General features: G+C 50.1%; 23 protein-coding genes. 10 read left to right on the top strand and 13 right to left on the bottom strand.

The window, feature by feature from the left end; all coding sequences use genetic code 11:
• Positions 1 to 30 precede the first annotated feature (30 nt).
• Positions 31 to 204: a hypothetical protein gene (locus ACSYSY_RS01415; protein ID WP_491707560.1), complete on the bottom strand. Its 174-nt coding sequence runs from the start codon at positions 202 to 204 to the stop codon at positions 31 to 33.
• Positions 205 to 430: 226 nt separating this feature from the next.
• On the opposite strand from ACSYSY_RS01415, the gene ACSYSY_RS01420 reads away from it, so the two are divergent.
• Both ACSYSY_RS01420 and ACSYSY_RS01425 read left to right on the top strand, forming a co-directional pair.
• Positions 431 to 1198, top strand: a complete 768-nt coding sequence (locus tag ACSYSY_RS01420; protein WP_491707561.1) for a hypothetical protein — start codon at positions 431 to 433, stop codon at positions 1196 to 1198.
• Between the two features lie 165 nt (positions 1199 to 1363).
• A complete protein-coding gene (locus tag ACSYSY_RS01425; protein ID WP_491707562.1) occupies positions 1364 to 1744 on the top strand; it encodes a hypothetical protein in 381 nt (126 codons plus the stop codon).
• Between the two features lie 19 nt (positions 1745 to 1763).
• Here ACSYSY_RS01425 and ACSYSY_RS01430 read toward each other — a convergent pair whose 3' ends face one another.
• Positions 1764 to 2120, bottom strand: coding sequence for a type II toxin-antitoxin system HicB family antitoxin (locus ACSYSY_RS01430; protein ID WP_491707563.1), 357 nt, complete (start codon positions 2118 to 2120; stop codon positions 1764 to 1766).
• A gap of 51 nt (positions 2121 to 2171) precedes the next feature.
• Entirely contained in the window at positions 2172 to 2456 is a 285-nt protein-coding gene (locus ACSYSY_RS01435; RefSeq protein ID WP_491707564.1) for an HVO_A0114 family putative DNA-binding protein, read from the bottom strand.
• Between the two features lie 199 nt (positions 2457 to 2655).
• Between ACSYSY_RS01435 and ACSYSY_RS01440 the strand changes: the two genes are divergently transcribed.
• Together ACSYSY_RS01440 and ACSYSY_RS01445 are read left to right on the top strand one after the other, a co-directional pair.
• The gene (locus tag ACSYSY_RS01440; protein WP_491707565.1) at positions 2656 to 3651 is read left to right on the top strand and encodes a hypothetical protein; all 996 of its coding nucleotides are present in this window, start codon (positions 2656 to 2658) and stop codon (positions 3649 to 3651) included.
• Positions 3652 to 4219: 568 nt separating this feature from the next.
• Positions 4220 to 4807, top strand: coding sequence for a hypothetical protein (locus tag ACSYSY_RS01445; protein ID WP_491707566.1), 588 nt, complete (start codon positions 4220 to 4222; stop codon positions 4805 to 4807).
• An 84-nt stretch (positions 4808 to 4891) separates the two neighbouring features.
• Here ACSYSY_RS01445 and ACSYSY_RS01450 read toward each other — a convergent pair whose 3' ends face one another.
• Positions 4892 to 5083, bottom strand: a complete 192-nt coding sequence (locus ACSYSY_RS01450; protein ID WP_491707567.1) for a hypothetical protein — start codon at positions 5081 to 5083, stop codon at positions 4892 to 4894.
• Positions 5084 to 5178: 95 nt separating this feature from the next.
• Here ACSYSY_RS01450 and ACSYSY_RS01455 point away from each other — a divergent pair, with 95 nt between their 5' ends.
• Positions 5179 to 5976 carry a DNA/RNA non-specific endonuclease gene (locus ACSYSY_RS01455; protein WP_491707568.1) on the top strand — a complete coding sequence of 266 codons (798 nt, stop codon included), beginning with the start codon at positions 5179 to 5181 and terminating at the stop codon, positions 5974 to 5976.
• Positions 5977 to 6051: 75 nt separating this feature from the next.
• Here ACSYSY_RS01455 and ACSYSY_RS01460 read toward each other — a convergent pair whose 3' ends face one another.
• On the bottom strand, positions 6052 to 6216 hold the full coding sequence (locus ACSYSY_RS01460) for a hypothetical protein (protein ID WP_491707569.1): 165 nt from the start codon (positions 6214 to 6216) through the stop codon (positions 6052 to 6054).
• 473 nt (positions 6217 to 6689) lie between these two features.
• On the opposite strand from ACSYSY_RS01460, the gene ACSYSY_RS01465 reads away from it, so the two are divergent.
• Complete coding sequence (locus ACSYSY_RS01465; protein ID WP_491707570.1) at positions 6690 to 7124, top strand: DUF1496 domain-containing protein; 435 nt, start codon at positions 6690 to 6692, stop codon at positions 7122 to 7124.
• Between the two features lie 867 nt (positions 7125 to 7991).
• Here ACSYSY_RS01465 and ACSYSY_RS01470 read toward each other — a convergent pair.
• From ACSYSY_RS01470 to ACSYSY_RS01485, 4 genes are all read right to left on the bottom strand, one after another.
• Complete coding sequence (locus ACSYSY_RS01470; protein ID WP_491707571.1) at positions 7992 to 8942, bottom strand: hypothetical protein; 951 nt, start codon at positions 8940 to 8942, stop codon at positions 7992 to 7994.
• 306 nt (positions 8943 to 9248) lie between these two features.
• Positions 9249 to 9959 carry a hypothetical protein gene (locus tag ACSYSY_RS01475; protein ID WP_491707572.1) on the bottom strand — a complete coding sequence of 237 codons (711 nt, stop codon included), beginning with the start codon at positions 9957 to 9959 and terminating at the stop codon, positions 9249 to 9251.
• A 196-nt stretch (positions 9960 to 10155) separates the two neighbouring features.
• Positions 10156 to 10524, bottom strand: a complete 369-nt coding sequence (locus tag ACSYSY_RS01480) for a hypothetical protein (RefSeq protein WP_491707573.1) — start codon at positions 10522 to 10524, stop codon at positions 10156 to 10158.
• A gap of 4 nt (positions 10525 to 10528) precedes the next feature.
• A complete protein-coding gene (locus tag ACSYSY_RS01485) occupies positions 10529 to 11302 on the bottom strand; it encodes a hypothetical protein (protein WP_491707574.1) in 774 nt (257 codons plus the stop codon).
• A gap of 793 nt (positions 11303 to 12095) precedes the next feature.
• On the opposite strand from ACSYSY_RS01485, the gene ACSYSY_RS01490 reads away from it, so the two are divergent.
• Positions 12096 to 12524, top strand: coding sequence for a hypothetical protein (locus ACSYSY_RS01490; RefSeq protein WP_491707575.1), 429 nt, complete (start codon positions 12096 to 12098; stop codon positions 12522 to 12524).
• A gap of 474 nt (positions 12525 to 12998) precedes the next feature.
• Here the strand turns inward: ACSYSY_RS01490 and ACSYSY_RS01495 are convergent, their stop codons facing one another.
• A complete protein-coding gene (locus ACSYSY_RS01495; RefSeq protein ID WP_491707576.1) occupies positions 12999 to 13298 on the bottom strand; it encodes a hypothetical protein in 300 nt (99 codons plus the stop codon).
• On the bottom strand, positions 13291 to 13581 hold the full coding sequence (locus ACSYSY_RS01500; protein WP_491707577.1) for a hypothetical protein: 291 nt from the start codon (positions 13579 to 13581) through the stop codon (positions 13291 to 13293). Before ACSYSY_RS01500 ends, ACSYSY_RS01495 begins: the two co-directional genes overlap by 8 nt.
• Positions 13582 to 13797: 216 nt before the next feature.
• Here ACSYSY_RS01500 and ACSYSY_RS01505 point away from each other — a divergent pair, with 216 nt between their 5' ends.
• Positions 13798 to 14952 (top strand): DUF1176 domain-containing protein, encoded by a 1155-nt coding sequence (locus tag ACSYSY_RS01505; protein ID WP_491707578.1) that lies wholly within the window; start codon positions 13798 to 13800, stop codon positions 14950 to 14952.
• A gap of 86 nt (positions 14953 to 15038) precedes the next feature.
• The gene (locus ACSYSY_RS01510; RefSeq protein ID WP_491707579.1) at positions 15039 to 15353 is read left to right on the top strand and encodes a helix-turn-helix domain-containing protein; all 315 of its coding nucleotides are present in this window, start codon (positions 15039 to 15041) and stop codon (positions 15351 to 15353) included.
• Positions 15354 to 15380: 27 nt separating this feature from the next.
• Here ACSYSY_RS01510 and ACSYSY_RS01515 read toward each other — a convergent pair whose 3' ends face one another.
• Positions 15381 to 15596, bottom strand: coding sequence for a helix-turn-helix domain-containing protein (locus ACSYSY_RS01515; RefSeq protein ID WP_491707580.1), 216 nt, complete (start codon positions 15594 to 15596; stop codon positions 15381 to 15383).
• A gap of 30 nt (positions 15597 to 15626) precedes the next feature.
• Positions 15627 to 15794: a hypothetical protein gene (locus ACSYSY_RS01520; protein ID WP_491707581.1), complete on the bottom strand. Its 168-nt coding sequence runs from the start codon at positions 15792 to 15794 to the stop codon at positions 15627 to 15629.
• Positions 15795 to 16046: 252 nt separating this feature from the next.
• Between ACSYSY_RS01520 and ACSYSY_RS01525 the strand changes: the two genes are divergently transcribed.
• On the top strand, positions 16047 to 17138 hold the full coding sequence (locus ACSYSY_RS01525; protein ID WP_491707582.1) for a DUF1176 domain-containing protein: 1092 nt from the start codon (positions 16047 to 16049) through the stop codon (positions 17136 to 17138).
• Positions 17139 to 17305 lie beyond the last annotated feature (167 nt).

The following is a 17305-nucleotide window of genomic DNA, read 5'->3' on the forward strand; positions in this document are numbered from 1 at the left end:
CACTCCTGTTTTAAACACAGGCATTCTCTATCAAGAGTTTTCCCGGCTCCTCTTCCTCTCCCGCGCTTTGGCCACAACTACAAGGGCACGGCGCATGAATGCAGGGTTCCCATACGTCTCCGCCTCCCGCAAAAACGCCTCAATCTCGGTTTCTGTCTCCAGATAATCCGTAACCTCACAATGAGAGAATGTTTCAGTGCTCATGGGGGGGAACCTGTCCTGAATGAGAGAGTCCAAAAGGCCCTTATGGAAAAAAGGACCGAGGGTCTGGAGGTGTTTTACTATAGGGGGCGTGGATGGTGTGGTAAAGAGGGAGGTAATAGTGTCCATTAATCATCTATAAAAACCGCTTATTGATGTTTTGTATTTACGAAACAGCTTTAGATGATAAGAATAATGGCAGGTTATTTCTGGTAAAGGGATTATGGTTATGGATGGTGGAGCTATTGCGACAGTTATTGCGTCAGGAATTGCGGCCTTTGCATCAATTTGTTCGGTAGTTGGTTCGGGATTATTAGGGTTATTTATTAACGGGCGCTTAAATAAAGAAAGTGCTGAGTTAAATCGTAAATTGAAGGAGGAAAGCGATAACCGCAATAATCAATTCAATAAGTCTATGGAAACATTCAAGATCGCAACAGGGAGCGCCCTGGACCGGCAACAGCGGATTAACGAGAAAGAAATCACTAGCTTGATGGAGATATGGGAAGCTCTTCAAATGATGTATATAAATCTTTCTGGGATGAAAATACATTATTTCAAGGTAATTTCAGAGGATTATGCAGAGAATGAAATAAACAAAGAAATAAAAAATTATCAATATTATGAATGTTTTAATAAATATAATAAGTATAATGACATATTTTTTAACAAAATGAATATGTATGAAATATTAATTGATAAAGATTTATTTGTGTTATTGCAAAAATTTCACATGAATATTATGGATGTTTTCTATTCTTTTCTGAAGTTACTAAATCCTGAAGAAGATTTCAGACCCTATGACGCAGATATTAAAAAAGCTACGGAAGAAAAAAAAGCTGCGGAAGAAAAATTCGCTAAATTTGGAGATTTAAATTGGGAGGCCAATAAAGAAGCCTTGTTTGAAAAAGTCAGGGAGGCTTTGTATCGGGCAGAGGAAAAGGCTGTCCAGAACGTGGAACCTCACTCATCAATAGAAGAACCGGCTACTCACTAATGGTCATGTGCCCCACTATAACGATTGGTTCTTTCCCAGTAACCAGACAGGGTTTTTCCCTCTCATCGGTTACGTTATAAAGAAACAAACCACGCCTGTTCTATCAGGGTAATTCAAAAGCGGTGTGATGCCTTCTTTTTCAGGTTGGCCACAAGGAGAGAGGATATGATGAAGTCTGTCATGGGGGGCTTTCTGGTAGCGCTTGTTTTTCTGCCTTCTGCCGGCTTTGCTGAGGAGGGGGCGGCTCAACCTTCACAACCGTCCCAACCTTCGCAATGGATTGTCGGGGCGGGGAAGGGGACGTGTCGGGCGTTTCTGGCGCGTAAGGACAAATCCGCTGATCTTTCCTGGGTGGAGGGTTATATTTCCGGGGTCAATTCGGTCATGGTGGGGCTGACTCAGGGGAAAGCCACGCCGAACCCTGATGTCATGTCACCTGAGAAGATTGAAGCGAATTTTACCAGATTGTGCAAGGAAAAGCCGGATCTGACCCTTCAGTTCGCCACCTCCCAGACCGTGATGCACCTGCTCGATCAGGCAAGGTAACAACTCTTAAGTAACGCGATTAAAGGCCCGCTTTTTCGACCTCATGGGTGATCGCTTTTTCCACCCATTTTGTCAGGCTGACTCCTGAAAGTTCTGCTGCCAGAGCCGCTCTGGCATGGGCGTGGGGGTCGATACGCAGCATCATGCGTCCGCTATAGGGTTTTTGCGGGGCTTTTCCATGTTTCCGGCAGGTTTCCAGATAATCATCAACCGCCGCTTCAAAAGCGCTCTTCAGCTCGGACACACTTTCTCCCTCAAAAAGGATCCGGTCCCTGATCCCCGCCAGCCGCCCGACAAAGACGCCATCTTCCGCCTCGAAAGAGACACGCGCCTGATAGCCTCGGCCTGAGGATCCTAGTGAGATCATGATGCTCATGGTGTTATTCCTATTTCCTGGAGAAACGCTTTTACTTCAGACATCCAGAGCTCAGGCCACCCGGGGGTCGTTTTCCGGTGTGACGTAGAAATCCACATGCAGCTGGTCATAGGGGAAGAGGACGGCGCCGCTTTCTGTGCGGTCAATCACCCCGGCTGAGAGCAGGGCGTGGAGGTCGCTATGCACGGATTTCACGTCGCGTTTCACACGGCGGGACACTTCACGCATGGAGAGCGGGCCTTGCCCTGTCATGACGCTGAGGATGTTCATGCGTTTTGTTTCTTCAAGAGAGGAAACGCCAAGTGTCACAACACGCCCTGTTTCATGTCCGGTCATTTTAAAATCCTCCGGGGGCGGCTTTAAACCGCGCGCTCTGCCAAGGGAGCAGGATCACGCCCTGCTGTCAATGCAGCCCGCCGTCATCATGGGGCCAGAATTGGCCAGAATTGGATGGATAAAGAAAAGCCACAATTCTGTTCTAAGAATGATCGTTTCGGATCGGACCTTTGGAGAAACAGGGGGAAAACAGGCAGTTATGATGAGACGATATCGCGTTACAGGCTTTTTCGGCATGTTATCAGCTTGCGTGCTGGCTCTGGTGTCTTCAGCGCAGGCGGCCTCTTTTCTCGGTTCAGATGAGACGAGCTGCGATAACTGGGCCAATCTGCGCGCCGATCAGACTGAAAACTGCCTGAAAAACAGTTTGTGGCGTTCCTATAATAAGGAAGGATCGTACGTCGTTTCGGTCTATGGGCAGAAGACGCTCCCGGTCTCCGCCTATAGCATGGCGCCGCAACCCCCGATGGTCATCCGGGTTCAGGCACCGCCCGCTCCTCCGCCCCCAAAAGGGCTCAGGGCTGTGGGCTGGATCATGACGATTGTGACCATGATTGCCGCCCTTGGCTCCATGGCGGCCGCGTGGTTTGGCTGGACGCTGAGCCAGCGGATAAGTGGGCGGATAAGTGGGCGTGCCGGTTCGCTCCCTGCTGAGAGCTCTTATAAGCGTGAAAGGGAGTACGAAGCGGCCCAACCCGAAGAGGAAAGCCCCGAGGAACAGGAGGCACGGCGCGTCTCCCGGGCGACGGCTCTTGATAAACAGAAGAGAATCAATGAGCTGGAGCTGAAAGGCTATATGGACGTCTGGTCCTATATTGAAAAAGCCGTCAGCCGGTTTGAAGATCTTTCCAGACAGTCCTTTACCTCTCCCAAGGTCGGGTTTCCCGTCAATTTCGGCAAAAGCAGCCGGTATGAAGAGCAGCTCAATGAGCTCTATACGCTCTATAATGCGATGAATGATGCCCTGAGCAAATACAGCCTCTTTATGGATAGCGCCCTGTATGAGCGGTTAAAAACCTGTTGCAGCGACTTCCGCAACGCCCTGAATTATTGCCAGACACGCTATAACCTCCCGATGAATCTCTACGTCAAGGGAGATAACGCCTTTGCCGATATCCTCGGCGAGGTGCTGAAACAGAGAGACGAAATCTTCCAGCTGATCCGGGGCTATCTGGGCGATTTCAAAGCCGCGTAAGGAGGTTTTTCAAACTGTGTGGGCACTACCTTACTGCTTCTAAAACGCTGCGTACGCGGATAAGGGTTCTGATTATCCGGGATAAGGCGGGGGGAGGCTATCTTTCCTAATCGTAGCGAGCTCTTCACAATCAGGAACACCCTCCTTCTTTTTCCTGCCTATGGCCTGAGGTGCGTATATGTATGGATATAGGAACTGGGAGAAGATGACTTATAGGTATAACTTTTCTTTTTGTGTGGTTTTTAAGTGACATTTTATAAAGAAATTATATGAGAGGCGTGTTTTACAGTTAAGTGGAAGATTTTCCATTTTTTTTGAGTATTTCAGGATGATCTTTTTTTGTGAAGAAAAAATATTTTTTCAAGAAAAGATGAAAGTGAATGAGATAATAATCAGGTAAATCCTTATATTTTTAATGTGACGAATCAGTATTTTGACTGGTTTATAAAATTTTGAAACGATATCTAGCAGTCAATACCTTATTTTGTTTCTGCTTAATGTTATATGAATATCTGGAAAACGCGTGATAATCATGCGTTTATAATTTTAAAAAAAGGAGTTAATTGTAATGATTGACCTTTTTCCTGGAGATGGTCATCTCCAGTTGTTGAGTTTAATTCCTCTGGCCAGGTCAGTAACTGATTTTTTTTCTAATCTGCTCGTTTATAAAACAAAAAGAGAGGAGATGAGGCTGCTTCATGAAGCCTATGTTCTGGACCGGAAAAAAAGAATTGCCGACAAGGAAATAGAGGGCCTGATGGACATATGGTTCTCATTCGAAAAAATCTCTATCAGTCTTTCATTAATTGATACGCTTATAATACGTAATATGCCATATCCTCATAAGATGTTATCCGATAAAATGAATAAGAGTCTTCTTATGGAATGTCTTACTTTACTTGATAACATTGGGGAAAAGATTCTTTATTACAGATTATGCTTAGATGAGACTCTATATAATCATTTACACGATTTATATATGAAAGCAGGCCTTACAGGCTGTTCTTTTGCTCGTTTATATATGGATCGTGATGTGAAAGAGGAACGCGCAGGTTCTGATATTGAAATGGTTACTCAGTTTCAGAGCGGTATGTTTTTCGAGCGTAAAGAGGCTTTGTATCAGGAGGTCAGGAAAAATTATCACAGCCCGAATTGAGAGGGGTGAAGTGGGAGGTTTCTGATAGTAGAGATCAGAAATCAGGCCTTTATGATGTGTGTCTGACATAGTCTGGTCGAAAGCTCAGTACGGCCCGTTGCACTCCTTAATCCAGGGAATGGCGATTTTGAAGGGAAAGGGGTCGGTCTCCTTTCCCTTCTCTTTTTGAAAAATAGAGGAGCGGGAAGAAATATCACTAAAAATCCGGCTCTTCGTCAAAGTAGGTTTTTGGAAGGCCAGCCTCATAAAAAATACTGCAATCGGCACTTCACGCATATTAAGGCTTCCTTTGTTTCGTATTTATTATGTCCCGATAACGAATTCTTAAGAGATGCTGGGCTATAGACCCGTCCCATGATGGGAATGTGGTTGTGAGTCGATATTTAACGCGATTATTCTGGAATATGATAGTGGCAGGGGGAGTTTGGGGTGCGTCTTCTATTATTGTTGTGGCTGCACCGCTCGGAGCTCCAGCGTGTGCTCATTTCTTCGCGGGAGCGGTAGCGCCTTCTGCGGGGGTGGTGCTGTGTAATAAGGGCTATGCGGTGGGGTATTCCGCGTCATTGCGGGTGCCGCTCTGGTCGGCCGAGCGTCTGAGCGAAGAGCAGGTGCAGGCGGCGCGGAGCTTCCCGCGCAAGGGGGCGGGGCGGCCGCATTTTCACCTTGACGGGCGCCTGCCGGACTATCGCCCTGTGCGGGGCGCGTACGTCCGCGGGCATCTGACCCCTGCGGGCGATATGGGCGACAGGGTCGCGCGGGAGGAGAGCTTTCGTGACTCCAACATTGTGCCCCAGGACGGCCCCATGAATTCCGGTCCCTGGAACCAGATCGAGCAAGCCACGCGGCAGGCAGCGTTGGATGACGGGTTGCTCTATATCGTGACGGGTCCTGTCTATAAGGCGGGGCGGGAACGGAGGGTGCCGATCGGGCTGTTCAAGGTCGTTTATGACGCGATGGATCATAGAGAAACGGCGATCTTCTGCCTCAATGAAACACCGGCCCAATGCCGCCTGACAGGGCTGGCCGAGCTGGAACGCCTGACGGGCTTTTCCTTAATGCCGGGGTTGCAAAAGAAGGGTGGAGATCCGGTGCGCCCGCTGGTGATCCGGGGCTGGCAACGCGTGATTGAGCGCTCTGCTCCAAAGCGGGTGGCTCTTGCGTCCCAATAACAATAAACGGGAACAGTTGTTTCCATTTATGGACCAGAAACGCGAACTGAGTCGCGCCTGGTGGCTTCCGGGCGGTTAGTGTGTGAGCAGGTAGAGGTCAAAAAGGGCGAGCAGAAACCCCAGGAACCATAAAAACTTCTGCAATGTCAGAAATTCCATAAGAGCATGAAGACCCCGCCTGTTTTCAGATGTAAGGGAATGCGCGGTTGAGACCCTGTTATAGTCGTCGAAGGGTGCCATTTTCATATCCTGATACGTAAAAATTTTTCTCATAAACAACCCGGGGTTCCGTGTCGGGTAATTATTAATAGGTTCTAATAGGGTGTTCTCTCTCAAGAACTGGTTAAATCCTATAACAACTCGAAACGTTCTGCAATTTGATTATGACGATTCTGACGAAAATAAGGCATTTTTTTGTTCTTGATTTTTATTAAGAGACGGAAAACTGCGGGTCTTATGGTGTGTCTGCCTTATTCACGCGTTTGTGACATAATATAGACATAATTGAACCACATTAATAACATAATAATTGGAAACTATCATGTCATATCGTGAACTATATCTTTTTCGACTTGAAGAAGAAGATTTATGGCATGATTGTCACGCAGACTATAAAAAATAAAAATCTCATAAATTTACCTCATTATAAGTGTATCTATTTTAAATAGAGTGTGATACGCAGAGGGGAATCAGAACTAGGAAAGGAACTGATAATGAAGAATTTCAAGTATTTACTTACCGCATGTCTGGTTGGCGTTGGCTTTACAGGCGTTGCTGCCCATGCTGAAGGCGATATGGGTGAAGGCAAAGGTAAAGCTGCGGCTCACCGTCCTCACCATCATGCTGATTTTATTCATTTCTGCTATTATGAGGGTTCCAACTATTCAGATGGCGCTCTGATCAAGGCAGCTGATACGGTTCTTTACTGCCATGCCGGTAAAGGCAGAAAAATGACCAAACATTCTGACAGCGCCGAACCAGCCCGCCTGGCAAAATGGATGACGCAGGATGAGGCCAAAGCGGCTGAAACTCAGGAAGCTGAAGCAAAACTGCCCGTTCCTGAAGAGGATAAAAAGGCTGCCAAGGAATCCAAAAAAGAGTCCAAAGAGCACAGCAAAAAAGAGTCTGACTCCTCAGACTCCAAATAAGTTGCCAAAGAGCCTCGCTTCCTCCGGGTGAGGCTCACTCTTCTCTTTTCGCACGGAGAAGGGGACAAATGCTGGCAAGGGTGGCCTTTCCCTTTAAAGGGGGGAGGCCCTATCCCAGCAGACCGGAAAAGGGAACGGATGGCCCTGATGAGGGGAAAAGGTCTTTGTGATGAAGTCCTGACACCTCACTCACCTCCGTATAAATTCCACGCTGCATCCTGCCTGTTTTTCTGATGAAAATCGGTTCCTTTCCGCGGCTTGAATTTAGAACAAAATCAGTACTGTTTTTCCTTGTGCCAGAGTGCCGTAATCTCAGATTACGGCGCCAGAAGTGGGATCCCAGAAGCGGTATCCCAGAACCGGTATCCCAGAGGCAGCTTCCCAGAAGCAGGATCTCAGAACTAGAGGGACAGAGGCCCAGGGCCAGGATCTTGGAGCAGGGTGGCCAAAATCATGGTGCCCAAAAGCGTGCTGCCAGAATGAGAGACGCTGAATTAAAGGGACATAATGGGGGACCATGAAAGCCCGACTTCCAGAACCCGGCTCTCAGACGGACATATCAGGCTGAAAGGCCAAAAGAGGAGATCAGAAGAGAAGGCCCGAAGAGAAATCCGGAAGAAGGGTGATGGTTGGTAAAAAGGGGCAGGACTGTAGGGCAGAAAACCGGCTGCCCTTTCTTCGCGCCTTCCATCACGATGGGTAGAAATGACAGGATCTAACCGGGTCAGAGGCGTTGGTAGAGCGGGCCTATCCGTGCTTGGCCGGCAGTCCTTCTTCTGAGAGATCCGCAGCGGTCAGTCACGTTCTCCCCGGGCTAATTAATCCTCAGGCCTCCCTCTTATCCTCAGCCTGTCCCAGCCTGCCTTTTCAGGCGGCTTCGGATTCTGTCTGAAGTGGCTGCTGGAGGGCCTGGAGGCGCTGTATGCCTTTTTCGGTGATTTTGAAGTAATATTTGCTGATCTCATCGCCCGGGACTTCCCGGAGGTCCACCCATTCACGGTCGATGCACATTTTAATCAGCGTGCCCCAGAAGCCATACGGGTTGGAGGCCGCTTCGCCCAACCCTTCAGAGGGCATAAAGGGCGGGTTTTTCGCGTGTTTTGCGCTCAGCCGGCCCCGCAGCCTCTGGGCGATATCTTCCCATTTGAGATAATGATTCAGCCCCATATTTTTTGAATAGCGGGGGAAGGCGGTGTCCCGCTCCTGTTTGAGGATTTCAAGCACGCTATAGCAGAGGGGCAGCATCCGTGTCTCACGCACAAATTCCTGCAAAAGTGCGGTCAGGAGCTTTTCGAGTTCGCGTTTTTCGAAACATTCATAACAGGTCGGCATTTCGCCTTCCCGCGCATTGCAGAGCAGGCGGTAATGTTCCGGCGTGATGGTCTCAAGGCGCTTGAGATAGGGGGCTTTTTCCGTTTCGCTCAGAAGCATGATGAGCAGGCGGATCAGCGCGGCACAATCCTGCGGTTCCCGATCCTTGATCAAAAGCCCGGTCAGGTGACGAGCCAGCGCTTCGGGCGGGAGCAGGACAAGGGGCAGGGGCTCCCCGTTTTCAGATTTGTTCTCCGCGCTGCACTGCTTATAGGCCCGGGCCAGCAGGGCCTGAAGAATGTGCTGGATACGTTGCTGGTCATGCTGTTGGTCACAAAAGCCCTCACGCCCTGTCCCTGGTGCGCTGCGTTCCTGCGGTGCCTGGAACGGGCTTTCCCCCGAGGTTCCAGGCCGGCTCAGCAGGTCCTTCAACTTCGTCAATTGTTCGTCTGACAGTTTTTCGGACAAAAGATGGGTCAGCAATTCTGACTCTTTAGAGAAGATCATCGCGATCCTCCTGATTAAAGTTTCCTCTTCCGCAACGGGAAAAAAATGGGGCTTATTTACGTTTTACAATAACATAAAAAAGACACTATACAATCGTGAATCGTAAATAATCTCCTTATTTATAAAAAGATATTATCCGTACTTTATGAGTATTATTTGCCCGTTCAAGGGACTTTATTAAATCCTGTCAGATAATAAAAGACGCTTTATTTACAAAATCATACGCCGTATCTGTTCGCAAAAAAGAGTCGCAAAAAAAGGGCACCCGCGAGCACCCTTTTCATGACCCGTTCGTTCCGGCCCTGCCTATGGCTGGGGACGCTCCGCCTGCAAATGGGCAGAGCCTTCCTCGGTAATCCGGAAATAGAAATCCTCCTCATCAGGCAGGACGGAGCCATCCTTGTCAGAAATCCAGCCATGATCCTCAACGCAGACATTCATGATTTCTTCAAAATAGCCATGTGGCGTGGGGTAGACGCTCTCTTTATCGAAATCGAAAATGGTGTGGAATTCGTCGATCAGGGCCAGTCTTTCAAGGATATCGCCCCATGTCAGGCAGCCGGCAAAGGTGCGGTGGCTGGGCCATCTCTGCTGGCGTTCCTCTTCCAGAACCTGGAGAATGGCGTCACTGAGCAGGCTTTTGCAGGCGATCATCAGGATTTCCTGAAAAAGGATCTCGATCAGGGCCTCAATCCGCTCATCGGTTGCTTCGACATAATGGGTGAAAAGCTGGTTTTTCTGCTCTCGGACGGTTGAGTGATAGGCTTCTTCAAGGGAGTTGATAAGGCAATCCGCCAGATCAATCTTCTGCTCCCGGTCCAGCCCGCCCGCCAGAGACTCCGCCAGCCCTTCCTGCGTCACATCCATGATCTGCGGCGGCCGGTGGAAATGCCCGTCTTCCCCCTTCAAGGAATTCTGCTTAATCTCGGTCATCAGGGCAGGGATATCCCTGTCAGCAAAGCAATGAAGCGTGCCAAGAACCTTCGATACGATCTGTGACAAAGTAAGGTTGAACATATCTTCCCCTGACGGCGGATGAATCCATCCAACATATTAAGAAGATTCCCAATATCCCTGCAAGGTCAATTGCGCATATTCCCACCAAATAACGACCGATACATCATAACTGATTGAAATCAGGTGATTAGAAGAAAAGGTAATGTCAGAGTGATTAACGCATTATTTATGGTTACTTCATAAGAAGTAAGCGGGATTACCGGCTTTGATGAGCGTATAAGATCGTTTCCGCTTTTTCCAGAGCGTCATCTGCGTGGTCTGCATCCATGCTGTCGGCCAAGTCATAATCAGCCTTGATGCGCAGGGCTAGTAAGCCGCTATAAAAGCGTTTTGCCTCCCTGATGACGGGGGTGGTGTTTGTCGATTTTATGATAATGTCACGCAGGCCCCGATGAGTGATCCGCTCAGCGGGTTTCCCTTCCTGGACTTCCTCTCCCAGAATGCGCGCACATGTGTGATAGACCGCGTAATAGGCCATATGGACGATGCTCCGGCACTCTGCCTCCCCAAGATGGTCTTTATTGAAAAGAGCGTTCGCAGCGGTGAAAAATTCTTCCCCCTTCACGTTCTTATGCGGCTTCTTCAGCGTCTTCAGTGGCCCAGATAATGCCTATTTTCCCCACAGCGTCAGGATCGGTCTTTTCCACCTGATCGTGAATCCGGCCCTCAAGATCCCGTTTAAAAGCCCGGTCGCGCCTTTGTTCTTTGGGGAGGGGGACCGTAAAGGAAAAAATCGCCCCGTAACCATCATCATCCTTGAGGCGTATCGGCTCTGCTTTTTTATGGCATATCTCAAAAATCGCCTGCTTATAGACATTGACGGCGCTGGAGATGAAGCCTTTCCCATTAATCTCTTTATTGATTGTTTCAGAGAATGCGATCTTTCTTGATGTCTCTTCCAATCTCGATATGACCTCTTTGTTTAAAGACAGGTAGTGATCGAGTTCATTTTCTATCAAGGAGGCGTAACTTTTAAAGCCTGCGAGCGTGTGTGTCGCCTTCCGGGCGCTTTCAATATTCCCTTCGGCCAGCTTCATATTCCTTTCGGCGAAGCGTTCAAAGGCTTTCAGGATCTCTTCTGCCTCTGACGGATAGCCGCCCAGCATCAAATCTGTCGCCTTGGCCGTAGAGAGATCCATCAGGAGGGTTATATGGGCGATGGTCGTGCATAGCTCCTGGCGCTGCTGCCTGATATGGTCGGCAAATTCCTTCGCACGAGCTTTTAACAGACCGCTTTCAGAGCAGACATGGCTCACGCAGGCTTCCGTCTGGGGTATCCACGCCTCTGGAGCGGCTGCAAGCGCGGCACTTCCCAAATCTGCAATCAGCGGTACCGCAAACATGACATGATCTCCCACTGAAAAACCCACAAGCGCGGCCCTGCGGCCCTCTCTGACATTCGTGCCGAAAGAGGCGAATTTCTATCCTGAATATAGGCTGTCAGGCTCTTTCAGGGCAAGTAAAAAAAGGATTTTACAGTATTTCGGACCCTAATATCCTGAAATTACACATGGTTTTGTAAGGAAATACCTTAATTATGTTCCGATTACTCAGGTAAAGGCTGGATAAAAATTTATGTCCCCCAAACCCTGACAACCTTATTTACGCCATAAAAGGGGTGAATACTTCCTCGGAATCTCGGAAATCCCGTCTCAATTGCCGCAAATAGGGGCTGAATGATGAGACGTATAGGCTGTAAAGAGGGTCCCCTATGAATGATCTCGCAATGAATTTCATTACGTATGATTACGCTCCCATATTTACGGGCGTTAAAACTCTCTTCTCGCTTTATGTATCTGTTCTTATAGCTTCTTTTGCACTTTCGGGAAAAATCTCGTGTTCTGCTAAATGGTGTCTTTCTTTTGGACAGTTATGTGTAGTTATGGCCATTTTCGGAGTAATTTGTTCATATGCAATGAATTATTTTAGCATGCTGACTGTGGTGCATCATAGAGAAAGTAATCAGTTCTCTAATGTCTGGTATGAAGACATATTCGTAAAGAATTTAGAGAATCTTTATCAACCATTTACCTACTCATTATCGTTCTTCTTCATGGGAGTTTTACTAATCATTCTAGCCATCTTTAGCAGTAGAAAAACCATCTGAATCCTGAAGATTTTGTCCGAGGTCGCGAGATGAATGCGGTTATTGCAGGCTTTCTTAAATATGATTACGGCTTTGTTGTCGATATCGCCAAACGCCTCCTGCTCGTTTATGGCGGTTCCTTCGGGGTGGCCTTTGCCATTCTGAAGATATTTTTACCCGACCTACGCAAGGTGCCTCACTCCGTCTGGTGGAAAATTCCGGCGGGGGTATTTTGCTTCGGCATAGCTCTTATCTTCGATATTGCGCTCCTTATGGGGGCTTATATCCATATGTGGGATTTTCTCTATCCCATGAACGAGCATTTTGTTCCGGCCGATTTCCAAAAAGAAATCCAGCATTATCATGTGATGACGACCGTGTTTCTGATGCTCTCCTGGCTTTTCTTCTTTGCGGGAGGTGGATTAATCATCAGGGCTGTTCTGGAGCAGAAAAGGATGGAGCCGGAAAAGGAACGCTGAAAGAGGCCTCTTTGCCGGCACTGCGCCGTCAGCCCTTACGGATGATGAAAGAGTGACGAAAGGAACTTTCTCCATGAATGACCTGGTAGCTATCTTCATGCATTATCATTATGAACTGTTTCTCGGGATTTTAAAGTATTATACCCATATTTACGTGGCTTTTGGCGTGCCTGCCCTGGTAAGGATCAGGCATTTCCTTTCCCGCTTGGAGGAAGTTTCTAAAGCTGAGAGATGGCTCTTCAGGGGGGCGGTCATGATATTGGGGCTCTCAGTAATAATGTTGGGGACGGCCTTTTTTATCTTTCAGTTACCCGTATGGCATCTTGAAGCCTATGGTTCCCTGCCTCATAGGAGCTTTTTCGGCTATGACATCAGTATTTTTGCGCTTCTGGGAGAAGCCACGATGCTGCTATTCTTTGGAACTCTTTTTCTCAATCTGACCGGAAGATTCCTGAATCGTAACCAGCCCCCCCCTCACACAGCCCCCAGCCCCATTTCCTCCTCGTTCCTGCCCATAAGTTTTGTCATAATTATGTTGAGACTTGGGCGGGTGGGGCTCTGGTGGAGGTGGGTCAGTTCTGTGATGAAATGGCTGAGTGTTTCGGGCTCGATCGCGCCGAACTCCAACGTTTCGAGTGATCGGGCAGAGGGGGACCGGGCGCGGCGGGCATCGCTGCGGGCGTAATGACGCCGGATTTCCGAGAGAATGTCGCTCAGAAAAGATTCTGGCCCCTCAAGAACTGTTTCAGGGGCGGATGTCTCACGGTCAGCCATTATTGAGCTCCCTGAGGCAGGTCAGGACGCGACGTTCCACGGTTTGCTGAAAGCCCGCAATGATGTTCGGATCGTCCTCGCTGAGGTCGGCACCGTTCTGTTCGATAAGGAAATGCGCCGCTGTCCGCGCGCTCATATGGGCCATGCCTTCCATCAGAAGGCTGATTTCCTGCGGGGAATGGTGGGTAAAGGCGCCCGCCAGAATCATGGAGGTAATCTCGGTAACGCTGAACTCAATCAGCGCCTCCGGGGTCAGAGAAGGGGTTTTAATATAAGTAACCATATGAGTGCCAACCATTGATTAATAATAAACCACAAAGAGACTGCGAGCCCGGATGAGATTTCGATAGAAATATCAGGGCCCTCTATGACATTAAGGCAGTTATAGGGACTAATTTTGTCCTAAATAAGGCAGCCCCATTCTTTCTCAAAAATGGACCTATTTCAGCAGAGACTCCGGTTTGACTCTGATTAACGATTCATCAATAAAGAACTGGTTATGGGAAGAGCTTTGATCCTCACTAAAGAGAGCTTTATGCGCCCTGTCATGTCCGTAATCGTGGCCGCCACACTCATGGTGCCCGCTTTTCCAGCCTTTTCCTCCGACGCACCTTCCGGGCTGAAAACGCCTCTGCCCCTTTATAAATCCTTCAAAAACTGGATTCTGGCCTGCGATAACACCGCCCGGTGCGATGCGTTCAGCACAGTCGGAAGCGGCGGTGAGGGCGAGGGGGAGATCTTCTATATCGTGCGCGATGGCGGCCCGGCGGGGCACCTATTGATCATCCTTGATGGTAAAAAGATCTTCCAGCTTGAGAATGTGGCGCTTGATGGTGTGACATTGGGGCTGAAGAAACGTAACGGCCAGTCTGTCGATAGCGGATACAGCCTGACTTATTCTGAAAAGGCAAAGGAGTTTCTGGCACGGATCGGTGATGGCACGACCCTGACCGTAACGGAGGGTCATACGATCTCGCTCAACGGGCTGAAAGCCGCCCTTCTGGCGATGGATGACGCCCAGGGCCGGGTCGGCACCGTCACCGCCCTCATCCGGCCGGGGATGAACCCGGCGAGCACAGTGCCCACTGCGCCGCCTCTGCCTGTCGTTCCAGCCAGGCCGCCCATGTTTTATGAAAAAGGGAAGAAACCGGATTATGGCGCCATTATTTCCACAATCCGCAAACTTCAGAATCTCCCCTGCGCAGAGAAGGCGGCGCTCTGCAAACAGCGCGACGTCGCCTATAGCCTCCCCGGCCCCGGTCAGAACGTGCTGGTGATGCTGATCAATGTGGCCGGGTCCTATCAAGCCAGAGCCGACCAGGCGAGGCCCCCTCAAAGCGACTACCACCTCTATATCGCCCCGGCCTCCGACCCCGCACACGCAAAGCCCCTCTCTCTGCCTTATCCAGCGGTCAATGGCGAGGCTGAGCCGGATGCCGGCAACAACCTGACCAACCCCGCTTATGACCCCCGGACCGGCATTCTTTCTTTTACACAATGGACGGCCCGTTTTGACACTTGCGGCACGAGTGGCCGGTGGGCTTATGACGGGCAGAGATTCAACCTGATCTCCTTTCACCGCAGGAGCGATCAATGCGACCCCCGCGCGGTCCATCTCTGGCCAACCCTCTACCGCGCCTCCATCGCGTGGTGAGGGGTTATGGCATTAAACCCTACAGCCGGGCTTTCTCCAGGCGGTAAAATTGGCACGCGCCTTGGTGGAAGCCTATGGAGGACGTTATGAGTAAGGCAGCCGATCGTATCATGCAGGGTTTGAATGAAGCACTCGCTTTTGCCCAAAGAGAGAGTGGCGGTGATATGGGGGGCACGGTGACCCTGCATCATATCCGTGTCCCGGCGGTTAATGTGAGAGAAATTCGCGCTAAAACGGGCCTCTCCCAGCAGGAATTTTCCCAGACGATTGGCGTGGCGAAGGGGACGCTTCTTAACTGGGAGCAGGGGAGAAGGGCCCCCACAGGCCCCGCCATGGTGCTGTTGGCCATGCTGGATAAAGACCCGTCTCTGGTGACGAAGATGTTGGGGAGCGGGGGGTAACGTCCTTTTCAGGGAAACAGGGATCCGTTACCGGTCTTCCTCTCTATTCCTGACTGGCGGCGGGTTTTCCTGCAGGAAATGGGCCATTTTCTGCACCCATTGCTCTATATCTGCGGGCAGGTGACTCCTGCCACGGGCCCAACTGCGGACCGTCAGCTCATTGCCCTTGATCAGCTCGGCAAATCGCTTTGGGGAGAGGTTCAGCGTCTGGAGAACCTGCTTTAAGACTGTGCCTCGATCCATGCATTCTCCTCATATCCGGCAATATGGGCGTTAAAAGAGCCGCTCCTCAAAATCCTCATCCTCAAGAGCTTCCAGCGCGGCCAGCGTTCGGATCTGCTCAAGCTGCGTGGGGGAAAGCGGGCCCTCATTATCCTCATAATGCCGGTCAGCCCTGGCAGTGTCATCGGGCACTCTTAAAAGATAACGTTCAGTTTTCATGGAAGTGATGGCCTCACTCAGCGTTTATCTTATCGTCAGGATAGAAGGGGGGACGCCTAAAAGATCACCAGAAGCAACCCTCCCAGGAAACACTACGTCTGAATCCCGGCGTGATCAATCGCCTATTTTATAAATAAAGCTCTTATAAATACGGGGCCGGTCATAATCCTATTTACCAATCATAAAATAAATGTCAGGCTTGCTCAAAGAATCTGACACTCCATGACGTAATAATGAGAGAAAGGGAGTTTTATGCGCCTGGTAAGGTCATTCATCGCAGCCGTCCCATTATTGGTTTCCGCGTCATCAGCACTGGCCGGAGTGCAGACCGGAGCACTGGCCGGAGTTTTGGCCGGGCAGGAAAATCCTTTCCCGATTTACAAGCCCTTCACTCACTGGCTTCTGACCTGCGATAACACCGGCGCGTGCCTGGCAGAGGGCTCTGCTTCCGAGAAGGAAGGGGACGCCCTGCCCACCACCCTCAAAATCACCAGAGAGGCCGGCCCTAGCGGAAAGCTGGCACTCACTCTTGAGGGCGCGGCCGCCTCGCCCGGTAAGGTGACACTCAATGGCGCACCACTCGGTATCGCAAAAGAGAGCTGGAGCCTGTCTGATACAGGCTACACGCTGGAAGATCCCATAGCGGTCAAAGCGTTTGTGGGGAGGCTTTCTCAGGGCACCACCCTGTCTGTGACGAAAGACCGCACCATTTCGCTGAGCGGTCTGAAAGAGGCACTTGGGGCGATGGATGACGCTCAGGGCCGGACCGGCACCGATACCGCCCTCATCCAGCCGGGTCAGATTTCTGACGATCACGTGCCCGCCCCCCGCCCTCTGCCTTTTGTGGCACCTATAACGCCCGCTCCCTCTCTGTCGCGCGAGCGGGAAAAGGCGATCACACATGCCGTCCGCACCGCACAGCTCAAGGCGCTGAAGGCCCATCAATGCGATACCGAACAACATACAGACGGCGCTTACGCCCTGAATGACCGCAAAGCATTGGTGATCCTGTTCTGTTCGGTGGGGGAATATCAGGGCAATGCGCTGCTCTTTACCACCTCATTGAAAGACCCGACAACCTCAGAGCCTCTGAACCTGCCTTACCCGAAAATCAATGGCACGCAGGAGGAAGGCGATGGCAATATGCTGATCGACCCCGATTATGATGAAAAATCCGCCAGCCTCTCCTTCACTGCCAAAGGAAATGCCGGCTGCGGGGAAAACGGCACCTGGCGGTTCGATGGCCGGAATTTCGTCATGACCGCTTACCGCTACCGCGCCCATTTCTGCAAAAACGTCCTCCCCGGCGACTGGCCCACCCTGATCCGCACCGCCGGGAATTAGGGGAGGGGGGGGCTTTCGATCCTGAATCCGGCCCTGAATAGGGCGTTTGAACTGACCGCGCAGAAGACGCGGCGATTATCGCTTAGTGGACATAATAAAGACATAATTAATGATTAAATAAAATTATAGTAACTGGAGTCTCTTTTCGCAAACATCACCATTCAGGG

It is taken from the genome of Aristophania sp. ESL1100 (assembly GCF_058511235.1).